Consider the following 12,953-nt stretch of genomic DNA (forward strand, 5'->3'; position numbering starts at 1 on the left):
ACGATGAACGCGACGTTCATCCAACCGACCGCCATTGGGTTCCATTCGACCAGCTTTCCCATGCAGCAGGTCTGCCGCTGTATCGACACTTGATTCCCAACGCCTCCCCCACCTGCCTACAGACCCGTTTGACGTTATGTCGTTACTGCAAATCGCCTGGCGAAATTTTTGGCACCGATCGCTATCCAGCATTCTGACGACGCTGTCGCTTGCTCTCGGAGTCGGTTTGGTGGTGCTTGTGTTGTCGATCTACGGCGTGATCCACGAAGCATTCACTCGCAATTCCTACGTCGGGTACAACCTAGTGGTTGGCCCCAAGGGCAGCCCCCTGCAGTTGACGCTGAACAGCGTTTTCTACCTAAGCCAGCCGATCGAAAACCTGCCGTACACCGAGTACATGGAGTTTTTCAGTCAAGAAGAACGCGCGGCGATGGTGAAGAAATTTGGCGGCGATGAAGAACTCGCTCAGCGAGGCGGTCGATACGCCCCCTTCATTGCCGGTGGCTTTGCCATCCCGCTAGCACTTGGCGATTACTTCGGCGAGTTCCGTGTGGTCGGCACGACACCTCAGTTCTTTGAAAAACTTCGGCACGGTGAAAATCTTGACCAAGAGTTCACGTTCCGCGAAGGCCGTGCGCTGAAAGAACATTCCAAGGAATACGGATACTTCGAAGCCGTCGTGGGTGCCCGCGTCGCCCATGACATGAATGTCGGCGTCGGCGATACATTCAACCCGACCCATGGTGACCCGAGCGGCCACGGACACGATCTTGGTTTCACCATTGTCGGCGTCATGGACCCCACCGGCACGCCGAATGACCGCGCAGCGTTCGTGAACCTAGAAGGTTTTTACCTGATGGACGGTCACGCCAAGCCGGTCGAATCCGACGACGAGGAAACGTCAACGGACGAGACGACGAATGGCGCAGCCGTTGGTGACACGACCATCGATGCCGAATTGCCGGCGACCAATCCGGGCGAGTTCAAACTGCTTTCGATCCCACAGCGCGAGGTCACGTCGATCTTGGTTCGAAACGGCAACATCATGTTTGCCCCCGGCATGCAAAACGCGATCAACGAAGGCATCCGGGCCCAGGCGGCCGCTCCGGTCGGCGAAATCAACAAGCTGATGAACCTGATTGTCGGACCGCTGATGTCCGCGATGTTGGCGATCACGTTGATCACCTGTTTTGTCGCTGCCGTCGGTGTCCTGGTCGCGATCTACAACTCGATGAACGATCGCCGCCGCGACATTGCCGTGATGCGGGCCCTGGGTGCCCGCCGCGAAACCGTGACCGCGATCATCGTCATCGAAAGCATGATCGTTGCGGTGATCGGTGGGATCCTGGGCTGGATCCTAGCGCACGCCGCGATCGCAATGGCCAGCCAAAGGATCGAAGATCAAACCGGCATCCAAGTCGGTTTCCTAAGCACCAGCGGATACGAGCTTTACATTTTGCCGGTTGTCATCTGTCTTGCCCTGTTTGCCGCGTTGCTTCCAGCATGGTCGGCCTATCGCACCGACGTGGGCACAAACCTGTCTGCCTAGTTGCGGAACGCGACCACCCGGTTTCGCCCACTGGCCTTGGCGACGTACAGCGATTCGTCGGCCTGTGCGATCAATCCGCTGGGAGTCGATGCGCCGAAGCGAGTCTCCGACACTCCCACGCTAGCGGTTAGGCGAAGGCTTTCGATGTCGGCCAAGCGGAGGTCTTCGATCGCTTGGCGAAGTTCACCGGCCTGTTTCACCGCGTATTCCAAGGGCGTATTGGGAAGAATCACACAGAATTCTTCGCCGCCGTACCGACACACCAACGCGGGTTCCGCAAAGCGGTCTTGCAGAACTTCAGAAACCCGGCGCAGAACCTCGTCCCCGACCGAGTGACCGTACTGATCGTTGACCCGCTTGAAGTAATCGTTGTCAATCATCAGGCACGAAAGCGGCGTTTGATGCTGTTTTGCGTCTCGCCAAAGATCGGCAAACAGGCTGGTCAGTGCACGCCGATTCAGGCAACCAGTCAACGCATCCTGCGTAGCCAGGATTTGCAATTCTTGATTCTGGGAACTGATCTCGTCGCGGCTCGTCCGCAGGATCGCCAACGTGCGTTCTCGTTCAGCGCGGTAGGCCTCCGTTAGAGTCACATCGCGGAAGGTTGCCACCGCGCCGCAAGTGGCCGACTTGCCATGCTGGACCGACGATGCATTGATCGCAAAGAACCGAATCGAATCATCGGGCAACCGGTATCGCATCAACTGTTCGATCTGTGGCTGGCCGTGGTGGGCGGCGCGTTGCCAGGGACAGTCTTCGCCACGCAGCGGTTCGGACGAAACCCACGCCAACGAACAGGCCCGCCGACCGATCAAATCGCCGCGATCGATCCCTACCATCCGGCTGAACGCATCATTGGCCAGCACGATATTGTCGCGTTCATCCACCACCAACAGACCCTCGGACAGCGTGTCCAATGCGTCTCGCACTCGGTCGGGCACCACACTGCTAACTTCGATTGACCGCAAAGCACGGTGGATCATCAGCGTGTAAAGAACCACTCCTGAACCAGCAAAGAACAACGCCATTTTCGCCGGCTGATCCAGCAGACCTAGCATCCCCGCGGCGTACAGGATGCCGAGACCAATGCAGACCACTGCAACGGCCAAACGCAGCGATAGAGACACAGCGTGGGGCAAGGGTAATTTATCCAATCGACAAAGTGACAGACGCGCTGGTAGCGACGCGACCAAGAACAACACCTGTCGATCCATGCATCCAATCGACAACGTCATGCTTGGCGGTTGTAACGAAGACTCTATGCAAAGGTGTGGTCCACCTGCCTATGCGGCGTCACGGATCTAACGAAAACAGGTTGCGATGACCGCAATGAAATCCGGATGTACCGATCATGCGGATCGTAGGGGTCAGACGGAATGATCGGCAAGCCAATTCCAAAGATCAAGGGCGATCACTTTGCCAAACATCGCGTCATCGCCGTGGAATTGAGTTGTTCCCTAGAACGTAACCTAAAGTTCAGAACCGACGCGGTCCGCAGCAATTTTCGCCCTCGTCCGGCCCTCGCCGCATCGGTTGTCGTTTTCGCTCCTATTTCGTCTCAGGTTTAGCAACGTGTTCAATTCGTCCGGCATCAAACTGTTGTTGGTCTTGGCCGAACCAGTCTTGGCCAATTTAACATCGTTCCGTCTTGAACTATTGGGTTATCAAGTCGAGACCGTTGCCAGTGGCACCGACGCCAGCCAGTCGATCAGCAAAGACGTTCCCGATCTTGTGATCGTGGACACTTCGCTGCGTGATGGCGATGGGCTGGAATGGGTCGCCCGGATTCGGACCGAGCACGCAGCAGCCGACCTGCCGGTGATCGTATTTTCGTTGGACACCAACTTGGAAACGGTCGAACGGGCCCACCATGCTGGTGCCCAAGACTATTTGATCAGCCCCTTCGATCCGATGGTGATGGAGTCCAAGATCGAAAAACTACTTGTCGGAAACGTTGGCAAACGGCGCAAACGACCCACCGCACAAGGAGCGGCGATATGAGACGTCTAGGTGACATTCTGATCGAACGCGGGACTTTGACCGCCGACGAGATGGAAGCGGCGTTCAAATCCAAGCCGCGCGGCGAAATGATCGGCGATTGGCTGGTTCGACAACGTCTGTTGTCCACCGCCGAACTGGGCCATGCGCTGGCCGAACAGTTCGAAGTCCCCTACATCGACATCGATCCGTCGAACGTCAATCCGCAGATCGCACGCCTGTTGCCCGAGGAATTCGCACGGTCGCAGCAAGCCAGTTCGATCGACATCCGCGGCAACACAATGACACTTGCCATGGTCGCCCCCGACGATATCGAAACGATCGCCGAAGTGGAATTGATGACCGGCTATCACATCCACCCCAACGTTGCGATGGCAGAGGACCTGGAAGCCCTGGTCAGCCGAGTCTATGACGATCGCAGCGTGGCACGGCAAACCATTGTCGACCTAAAGCTATCCGAACTTCGCGAAGCGGGTGTGGACGACACCGATGCCGCCAACGCGATCGCGCTTGCCGAAAACGAAGATGCGCCCGTGGTCCGATTGGTCCAAGCGATCCTTTCGGGTGCGGTGACCGCGGGCGCCAGCGACGTGCACCTAGAACCCTTCAAACCAGAAATGCGAGTTCGCTATCGCGTCGACGGTGAACTGCAGCAAGTGATGACCATTCCGAATCACATCGAAGATTCTGTCATCAGCCGAATCAAGGTGATGGCCGACATGGACACCACCGAGAATCGCCGCCCTCAGGACGGTCACCTCAACGTATTCGAGAACGGAAAACGCGTTGGATTCCGGGTCAGTGGCATCCCTACCGTCGACGGCCAAAAGCTTGTGCTGCGGTTGCTTGACGAAGGCGGGAAAACATTCCACCTGGACAACATCGGGATGATGCCGCGTGACTTCGAGATGCTGCGCGAGATGATCGACAAACCCCACGGCATGTTCGTCGTCACCGGGCCAACCGGCAGCGGAAAAAGCACGACCCTGTATGCGGCCCTGCAGTACCTGAACCGAGTCGATCGCAACATCGTCACCGTGGAAGATCCCGTCGAATTTCGTTTGCCTGGAATCAACCAAGTGCAAAGCGATAACGAATTCGGGATGGGGTTCGCCAACGCATTGAAGTTCATCATGCGGCAAGACCCCGATGTGATCATGGTTGGTGAGATCCGGGACTCGGAAACCGCAACCACAGCGATCCAAGCGGCACTGACCGGTCACTTGATGATCAGCACGCTGCACACCAACGATGCCGTCGGTGCCGTTCAACGATTAAGTGACCTAGGAGTCGACAATTTCAAGATTGCCGGTTCGCTATTGGGCAGCGTTGCGCAACGACTGTTGCGCTGCGTTTGCGAAAACTGCAAGCTGGCCGTGCCCGCCAATGCCAAGTTGCTTGACGCGATCGACCCCGAAGCAACGGTGCCACGGGATGCCAAGTTCTATCGCGGTGAAGGATGCAAAAAATGTCTGGGGACCGGTTTTTCAGGTCGAATTCCGATCTTCGAAATCATGCCCATCACACCGGAAATCACGATGGCGATCGAGGCCGGCGTGCCCCATTCCAAACTGCACCAAATGGCGATCAACGCGGGCATGGTCGAACTGTCGCGTGCCGGGCTGGAACAGGCATTGGCCGGACGCACGTCGATCGAAGAAGTGTACTTCAAGACCAGCGGCGATCGGCGCAGCAGCGACACCAGCACCGTCCCCAGCGGACGTCGTGAAGCCGATGTGACCTAAAACATTTCCGGCACCGATCTCGGCCACAAACCATCGGTACCGGACACTTGTTCTTTGCAGCCAGCCAACCCTCTGCGCAAGATTTTACGATGTACGCCAAGCCGAATCCCTATCCGTCGCAATCCAACCAATCCTCCCGAGGGGGTGGAATCGTTGGTCTGTTTCGAAAACTGAATTCGATCGAAGTAGGACCCAAGCGCAAAGGCGATTCCACCAAGATCCCTGCGGCGGCGCTGGCAGATCTGCTGCGCATGATCTTGATGCTGCTGGAAAACGGTCTTTCGTTGCCCAAGGCACTGACTTCCCTGGCTGCGGACCGGTCCAGCCGAAAGTACCGTCATGTGCTGATGCGGCTACGCATGACCATCGAAGCAGGTGACTCGCTTAGCAAAGGAATGGAACGCTATCCAAGATCGTTCACGCCGATGCAGATCCAACAGGTTCGGATTGGCGAACGAAGTGGGTCGCTAGAGAAAGCGATCGCGCGAGTCTGTGAACAGATGGAACGCAAAGTCGCCCTGCGAAAACGCATCATCAAAAAGGTCAGCTACCCGATCCTGATCACCATGGCGGGTGCAGGATTGATGATCTTCATGTGTGTCGTCGTCGTCCCCGAATTCGAAACGGTTTACAGCAGCAGTGGTGTCGACCTGCCCGCGGTGACCCAGTTCGTGACCGCGATGAGCCGGGCTGTCTTGAACCACTACTGGACCGTGCTGCCATTCCTAACGGTCACCACAGCGGCCTACCTATTCGCACGATCCAAACCGAAACTATCCCGGATGCTGGACAACGCGTTCCTGCACCTTCCGCTGATCGGCCCCTGGCTTCGCGACATCGCCGTCCTGCAATTTTCCGAAGCGGTTTCGTCGATGGTCGAATGTGGATACACCCCTGTCGACGCCGTCCAAATCGCAGTCGATTGCATTTCCAACCGCGAGGTCAAAGCGGCAGGCGAAAGCATTCGACGCAATGTGCAACGCGGTGAAAAGCTGAGTGCGGAACTCGCAAAACACGAACGATTCTTCCCGCCAACCCTTTGCCAATTGATTGGTGTCGGGGAACAGTCAGGCAACTTCACCAAAGCGATGAAGGGCACCTGCGAACACTTGCGAGAACGACTTGAAACTCGCATCGACGCCACGGTTGGCTTGCTAGAACCGGTGTTGACGATTGGCCTAGCGATCGCAATCGGCGGCATCGTGCTTTCGATCTACACACCGATGTTCCATATGTTTGAGGTGCTTGAATGATCCGCCCGCTCGCTAGAAACCATCGTCGCGGTTTTTCACTGATCGAAATCCTGGCGGCGTTGATGATCGCGGCGACGGTCGCCACCATCGCTGTCACCCAATTTCGAACGCCCGGTGACACAGCCCACTCACGAAGCTGCGAACTTGGCCGCCAAATACTTCAAAACGAAGTCCAACGTCACGTCGACACGACGGGGTCCTTGCCGGCCACCGATATGCGACAGCTGACAACCGCGGAATACTGGGGAACGACCTTGCCGGCTTGCCCTGTGACGGGCAACGCCTACACGCTGGATCGCAGCGGCAACGTGACCTGCGCAACGCATCCGTAATCCATGCAGCGCATCCATGTAGCGCAGGGGCGACCGGCGCCGTACAAACCTGCGAAAATCATTCCGCGTTTGGTCGGGGCAACATCACCCAACAATCCGATCCGACATCGACACCCAACACATCGGCATCCGCAGCCGACAACTGGACCTGGTCACCGTCGAGAACCACGGTAGCCATCACGCTGGTGAACCCGTTGGTATCGGTGGCAACGACCATCGCTTGTCCTGAATCGTCGATGGACTCGGCGATCTTGGCAACCGACACCGATCGACATCGTTGGACCGCACCCACTTGATCTCTGGGGCATTCGATGACTGGTCCCGCATCGAAGATGTCGATCAAATCCGTTGCCCGAAAGCCTTCTTTGCGCAGCATCGCGATCGCAGGCAACGTTTCGGTGTGCACCTGCCCGATGCCTTGGCGGATGGCATCCGGCAACAGATCCAAATAGATCGGATGCTGAGGCATCATGTCTTCGATGAAGTCTTTGGAAAGCGTCGACATCGCATCGGCCACAGCGAAGTCAACGGGAATGAACCGCCCGGCCACGGCATCCCAAAATGGCACACGACCATCCGGTTCCGCTCGGCCACGCATCTCCGCGATTACCGTTTCGGCGAACCGATGCGGCTTCATCGCGACGATCATGAATCGTGCCAAGGACAGCCAGCGGCCTCGTCCACCGCCACGATACTTGCCGCGCAAAAACAGACTGCCGATCTCCGTCGGCCCATCGTGTGCACGAAACAGCGTCAGGCTTTCTCGGTGATGATCGACACCCAGACTTTCGCTGTGATGGTCGGTGGCGGTCAACTGATAGGCATACAGCGGTTGATGGCCACCCGTCCTGGCATAGATCGTGGACGTTCCGACGATCTCGCCGCCGACGCGGTCGAGCATCACAAGCACGTAGGGTTCGGCCCGCCGCGCAACCCCCGTGCGGCTGAACGCGAACACGGACTGTTCGATCCGATCGAGCAATTGTTCGCGATTGAGCTGCAGCGATGTCAGCCCACGGGTTGCCGACTGAACCAATCGCAACAGATCGTCCAGGTCGTCGATGCAGACTGCTCGTACCACCTCCATCGATCCCAACCGCCTTTTCCGGTGAAATTAAACTCGCCCTTGCACCAGGGGACTTCTGCCGACGGGGGCTACTTAAGACTTCGCCGCTGCCAACTTCTTCGCAAACTCGTTCAATGACTGTTCCAGCAACACGATCGCTGCATCGATGTGGGCGTTGGTCGTCGAAACCGGTGGTGGCAGGAACCGGATCCGCGTTGGATCGGAACCGCAAACGAAGCCCAACAATCCGATCTCGTACATCGTATCCATCAACAGTTTGGCCTGATCGAAGCTGCCATCGCCCGGCGTGAAAGCGATCATCATCCCTTCGCCGAACGGCCCGTGAATCAGTGATGGATACTTCTGGCTAAGTTGATCCAGTTCGTCTGCAAAGTAGGCTTGGCGTTGCATATTCCGGCCATCGGGGCCAAAGCAGTTCTCGGATTCCAACAGTTCCAACATCGCCATCCCGGCGGCGATGGACGAAGACGACCCTGTAAAGGTCTGACTAAGAATCGGTCCCTTGGGCACAAAGTCTTTGCCGTACAGAGTCGCACAAACCTGAGTGATCTTTCCGACCGTGACGATATCGGCAAAGTGATCCAATCCGTAATGCTGGAAAGCAAACGGAGCCGAGGTTCGCGCGAACGATTGAATTTCGTCAAAGATGATCGGAATACCGGCTTTGCGTAGCGGTTCACATAACGCAGCAAAGAAGTCGTGGCTGCCGGGATAGTATCCACCTTCGCCAGCGATCGGCTCGGCCCAGAACGCGGCATAACGACCGGGATGACGATCTAGCAAACGGTTCAGTTCGTCGACGGCCCATTGTTGGCTTCGCTTGGGATTGTCGTGGTCGCGAAACGGCAGATAGTCGACGTTCACAGCCAGCGGCAAACCCATTCGATACTTGGGGCGATCGGTCAACGCAGCCATCGCAAGCGAACGACCTGCGAACGCATTGTCGAACGCGATCACACGATCGGCGGGCGACTGGTGATGCATGGCAATCTTCAGCGCATTTTCGTTCGCCATCGCGCCGCTGGTGGACAACAAACAATGATCCAACGGGGCTCCGCCGCGAGTGGCCCACTGGATCAATTTTTCACTGATTCGGACACTGGGAGGATGCTGCTGCAGATTCCCCTGCATCACGGTGTCTTCGATCGCCGCGTCGATGGCTGCGTCGGTGATCGCCGGATGGCTATGCCCGCACCCATGCACACCGATGCCACCGATGAAGTCCAGCTTGACGCTGCCATCAGCCAATTCGACATAGGGTCCATTGCCCAAACCGGCCGACAGGTATGGCCAGAATGGCGGGCCACCACGCGTCGCGGCCAATCGCTGCAACAAAGCGTCGTATCCGGGCAGCAGTTCCGGGTTCGGTGCTGACACATCGGTCAATCCAGCACCATGATCAGCCAACGCTTCGGCGATCAAACGCTTGGCCTCTGCGATGCGAGGATCAGCCCGAAATGCGTCCGCTTTCAATGGAGGACTTAAAGCGGAAGAAGACTTCTGGGCGGATGGATCCACGACGACAAACTCCGGGCCGACACACGAGAAAAAATGAAACAACCAAAACCGAGCGGCAAGCGGCACGTTTCGGTCTGATGACATAGTAACGTTTTGGACGTCCGAGGTTCAGTCACCAATCCGTGGAACGAAGCTTGCGATCCCCCCACCTATCGTCTTCGATCAGGACGATCGATGCTGAACGGCATGGGATGCCGGTCACTTGCTGGCTTGGCTCGAAAATTCAGCCACCGCTGCTGCCACGGTCACTGCCGCGGGAACCAAGGACGTGACTTCACAGAATTCATCCGGGCTGTGCAATCCGCCGCCCGACACGCCCATCGTGTCGACATTAGGCAGTCCCCAAGCGGCCAGTTTCGATCCATCGCAAGCGCCACCGGTGTCCAGCCATTTGAAATCGCGGCCGGCATAGCGTCCCGCCCGCTGGACCCACTTCTGCATCACGCGACCGGCGTCGTCGACCAACTTGGGTGGCGAATGAAACTGGCCCAGCATGCGGGCGTGATAGCCATCGACCGTGTACCGATCGACGATCGATTTCAGCGACGTCTCGGCGCGATCCATCGCCACATCGTCGACCACCCGAATATTCAGTTGAACCGATGCATGATCGGGCACGCGGTTCAGCGGCCCCCCCCCTTCAATATGGCCGACATTGACGCTCAGCCCCGCATCGGGTTGATGCAGACCGGCCACTTCACCGACCATCTTTGACAGATGAACGATGGCGTTGCGTCCATCTTCGGGGTTGCGCCCGGCGTGCGCCGATCGCCCATGGACGGACAACGCAAAGTTGCCAGACCCTTTGCGGTTGGCCACCATCGATCCGTCTGGCAACGTCGGTTCGAATACAAGCGCCCGATCAAAACCGGCTGCCATCTGCTCGATCGCATCACCCGATCCAGTCGTTCCAATTTCTTCGTCCGGGTTCAGCACCACCGAAACGCCACAATGCTGGGCCAAACCGAACCGGATGATCGCACCAGCGGCCAGCTTGATGACGGAAATCCCGCCTTTGGCATCCGCTGTTCCAGGACCGATCAATCGATCGCCTGATTGACGACATTGCGACGGTTGGCTGCCGTGCGGGTACACCGTGTCGTAATGGATCATCAGCAACACCCGTTTGGGCGCGTCGGCATTGTGATGCCAGACCAATAGCGGACCGGTCGGCTGGGGAACCCATTGCTCTGCATTGCCCAACAGCCGAACGTCGGGCAATTCCAGCGAATCCAGGGGAATTCCATCAGCCTTAAAATCGCTGGCCAAACGATCGGCCATGGCCTTCAACCGAACCTCATCCAACGACCACGAATTGGTGTCGCACCACCCGATCAGTTGATCGACTGCGCTGGAATGTTGTCCAGCAATCCATTGGGCAGCCTGATCCAGTCGGCCCGAGATCGAAGCGTCCATTTCAATCGTTTCCATTCAAACCACCATACAACCCGTTTAGGGGATCCGTTTCCGGCACAATCTTCCGGTGCAAACCTTTGCAGGTCACTGACATCCGTGCGACGACGCCATGGTGCCCACCGACGCCGGATCGGTTATTCTGTTAGGCTTCGATTCTAAGAGACCACACACCGTTCCTATTGGTACATCGCGTCGACGATGGCCTCAATTTCATGAGCGAAATACTGCTCTATTACAGGCGGCCTGATCCGACGACATGGGTTTACCTGTCGTCGTTCTTGACGATTGGATTGTACTTTGTTTTCCATCGGTTCTGGAGCATCCGGAACTTGGACCTGGTGCTGCTGATCCTGTTGGCCCCTGGATTGTTGATCGTCCACGAAGGATATCGCCGGGAACTGGCCCAGTCCGAAGCCCTGGCTTTGGCACAGAGTCATCCGACGGAGTCCGCTGCATCGGCGCTCAGCGACCAGGCCACCAAGACCGTCTTGTCGGCGCTGCCGATATTCGCCTTATTTCAGGATTCCCCGGCGGTCGATTCCCAACAATCACCGGATTCGCCTGCGGACGATTCGACGACCGCCCCAGCGGCCAGCGAAACGATCGATCCCGCGGCGCCCACCAACCCCGGAAACGGCAACCCCGGCAACGGCAACCCTGACACCGGCACCCCTGACACCGGCAACCCAGACGACGGCAGTGTCACGTCCGCCGTGGATTCCCCCACACAGAACTTGGCAACCGATAGCGCATCGACCGCTGCGGCGACAATCGCGGACGCCGCCAACCCGGCATCCGCCGACGCAGCCCCGGTCAAACTGGGGCCCCGCGATGTCCAGCGATGGGGGTTTGTTTACCTGTTCATCGTCGAAGCGTTCTTGCTGTTGCGACTGATGCTGGACCCATTGATGGTCCGCCGTCCGCTGTTGGATCCGAACCTAACCAGCGGTGGCCTGACCTTCATTGGGATTTCGTTGTTCATCTTCATGATGGCCAACGTCGTCACCAGCGATTCACGCATCCAAGTGACTCAGGGCCCCGCCTTGGGTCCCGGGTATGCCATGATGAACATGTTGCCAGCAATCCCCACGCGTCCGGTCAGCGAAGCACCCGGGGGCGTTTCGCCACCCACCCCTGCGGAATTGTCCGCGTCACAGACCCGCTTGGCCACGATTGCCAAAGCGCTTGCGATCGCCGCCCACTTGGCGATCGTGACCGGCATCGTGTTGATCGGAAATCGCCATTTCGGAAACATCCGGGCGGGCGTCGGCTGTGCAACGCTGTACTTGATGCTTCCCTATACGGCTCAGATGACCGGACGGGTGGACCATGCCTTACCGGCGGCCTTGTTATTATGGGCGGTACTAACCTACCGCCGTCCCCTGATCGCTGGCGTGTTCCTAGGGCTAGCGGGCGGCTTGGTCTATTACCCACTGTTCCTGCTGCCGTTGTGGTTCAGTTTTTATTGGCAACGTGGTGCACGCCAGTTTGCGATTGGCGTGATTGCGATGTTGGCGCTGTTGATGTTGGCGTTGTCGTTCGACGATACCGCATCGTTGACCGAGCATCTGCGGCGGATGTTTGGACTGCTGAATCCGAACCGCGACGCGCTGGGCCTTGAAGGGTTCTGGAGCCTGGGCTGGGAACCGATTTGGCGTCTGCCAGTGATCGTTGCGTTTGTGATCCTATGCGTGTTCTTTGCCATTTGGCCAGCCCAGAAGAACCTGGGAACGCTGATCAGCGGATCCGCCGCGGTCATGGTCGCGTCCCAGTTTTGGCACGGCTATGGCGGTGGTCTCTACATCGCTTGGTTCCTGCCTCTATTGTTGCTGGCGGTATTTCGCCCGAACCTGCAGGACCGTATCGCAACCAAGATGGTGACCAGCTCGTCGCGTCCGTTTGGACGCAAATCAAAGTCGTCCATCTCCGGCTTTGCTGCCGGCACCTGATCTTTCTTTCGTCGCAGCTTAGGTCCACGCCCACGCTGCTGATCCCGCTGCCCACCAACGACGCCGGTCCGAACGCCGAACCGATTCGTCACGTGATTTGCAGAGT

General features: G+C 57.8%; 10 protein-coding genes. 6 read left to right on the plus strand and 4 right to left on the minus strand.

The window, feature by feature from the left end:
• Positions 1-136: 136 nt before the first annotated feature.
• Entirely contained in the window at positions 137-1,549 is a 1,413-nt protein-coding gene (locus tag K227x_RS28170; RefSeq protein WP_145175942.1) for an ABC transporter permease, read from the plus strand.
• On the opposite strand, the gene K227x_RS28175 is transcribed toward K227x_RS28170, so the two are convergent.
• The gene (locus K227x_RS28175; protein WP_145175945.1) at positions 1,546-2,784 is read right to left on the minus strand and encodes a GGDEF domain-containing protein; all 1,239 of its coding nucleotides are present in this window, start codon (positions 2,782-2,784) and stop codon (positions 1,546-1,548) included. The genes K227x_RS28170 and K227x_RS28175 overlap by 4 nt on opposite strands.
• A 337-nt stretch (positions 2,785-3,121) precedes the next feature.
• Between K227x_RS28175 and K227x_RS28180 the strand changes: the two genes are divergently transcribed.
• From K227x_RS28180 to K227x_RS28195, 4 genes are all read left to right on the plus strand, one after another.
• Positions 3,122-3,550 (plus strand): response regulator, encoded by a 429-nt coding sequence (locus tag K227x_RS28180; RefSeq protein WP_145175948.1) that lies wholly within the window; start codon positions 3,122-3,124, stop codon positions 3,548-3,550.
• Positions 3,547-5,292, plus strand: coding sequence for a GspE/PulE family protein (locus K227x_RS28185; protein WP_145175950.1), 1,746 nt, complete (start codon positions 3,547-3,549; stop codon positions 5,290-5,292). Before K227x_RS28180 ends, K227x_RS28185 begins: the two co-directional genes overlap by 4 nt.
• A gap of 89 nt (positions 5,293-5,381) precedes the next feature.
• Positions 5,382-6,545, plus strand: a complete 1,164-nt coding sequence (locus tag K227x_RS28190; RefSeq protein ID WP_145175953.1) for a type II secretion system F family protein — start codon at positions 5,382-5,384, stop codon at positions 6,543-6,545.
• Complete coding sequence (locus tag K227x_RS28195) at positions 6,542-6,877, plus strand: competence type IV pilus major pilin ComGC (RefSeq protein ID WP_145175956.1); 336 nt, start codon at positions 6,542-6,544, stop codon at positions 6,875-6,877. Before K227x_RS28190 ends, K227x_RS28195 begins: the two co-directional genes overlap by 4 nt.
• 58 nt (positions 6,878-6,935) lie before the next feature.
• Here K227x_RS28195 and K227x_RS28200 read toward each other — a convergent pair whose 3' ends face one another.
• The 3 genes from K227x_RS28200 to K227x_RS28210 all read right to left on the minus strand — a co-directional run bounded on the left by K227x_RS28200 (position 6,936) and on the right by K227x_RS28210 (position 10,913).
• The gene (locus K227x_RS28200; protein ID WP_145175959.1) at positions 6,936-7,964 is read right to left on the minus strand and encodes an arginine N-succinyltransferase; all 1,029 of its coding nucleotides are present in this window, start codon (positions 7,962-7,964) and stop codon (positions 6,936-6,938) included.
• A gap of 72 nt (positions 7,965-8,036) precedes the next feature.
• Positions 8,037-9,566 carry an aminotransferase class III-fold pyridoxal phosphate-dependent enzyme gene (locus K227x_RS28205; protein WP_145175962.1) on the minus strand — a complete coding sequence of 510 codons (1,530 nt, stop codon included), beginning with the start codon at positions 9,564-9,566 and terminating at the stop codon, positions 8,037-8,039.
• Between the two features lie 114 nt (positions 9,567-9,680).
• Positions 9,681-10,913 carry a hydrolase gene (locus K227x_RS28210; protein WP_145175965.1) on the minus strand — a complete coding sequence of 411 codons (1,233 nt, stop codon included), beginning with the start codon at positions 10,911-10,913 and terminating at the stop codon, positions 9,681-9,683.
• A 197-nt stretch (positions 10,914-11,110) separates the two neighbouring features.
• Between K227x_RS28210 and K227x_RS28215 the strand changes: the two genes are divergently transcribed.
• Entirely contained in the window at positions 11,111-12,847 is a 1,737-nt protein-coding gene (locus K227x_RS28215) for a hypothetical protein (RefSeq protein ID WP_145175968.1), read from the plus strand.
• Positions 12,848-12,953: the final 106 nt, after the last annotated feature.

The organism is Rubripirellula lacrimiformis (assembly GCF_007741535.1).
Classification (GTDB): Bacteria; Planctomycetota; Planctomycetia; order Pirellulales; family Pirellulaceae; genus Rubripirellula; species Rubripirellula lacrimiformis.

Bases quoted from the DNA above. Each gene is read 5' to 3' on its own strand.
- K227x_RS28170 (WP_145175942.1), top strand. From the start codon at position 137: ATGTCGTTACTGCAAATCGCCTGGCGAAATTTTTGGCACCGATCGCTA.
- K227x_RS28175 (WP_145175945.1), bottom strand. From the start codon at position 2,784: ATGACGTTGTCGATTGGATGCATGGATCGACAGGTGTTGTTCTTGGTC.
- K227x_RS28185 (WP_145175950.1), top strand. From the start codon at position 3,547: ATGAGACGTCTAGGTGACATTCTGATCGAACGCGGGACTTTGACCGCC.
- K227x_RS28190 (WP_145175953.1), top strand. From the start codon at position 5,382: ATGTACGCCAAGCCGAATCCCTATCCGTCGCAATCCAACCAATCCTCC.
- K227x_RS28195 (WP_145175956.1), top strand. From the start codon at position 6,542: ATGATCCGCCCGCTCGCTAGAAACCATCGTCGCGGTTTTTCACTGATC.
- K227x_RS28200 (WP_145175959.1), bottom strand. From the start codon at position 7,964: ATGGAGGTGGTACGAGCAGTCTGCATCGACGACCTGGACGATCTGTTG.
- K227x_RS28205 (WP_145175962.1), bottom strand. From the start codon at position 9,566: ATGTCATCAGACCGAAACGTGCCGCTTGCCGCTCGGTTTTGGTTGTTT.
- K227x_RS28210 (WP_145175965.1), bottom strand. From the start codon at position 10,913: ATGGAAACGATTGAAATGGACGCTTCGATCTCGGGCCGACTGGATCAG.
- K227x_RS28215 (WP_145175968.1), top strand. From the start codon at position 11,111: ATGAGCGAAATACTGCTCTATTACAGGCGGCCTGATCCGACGACATGG.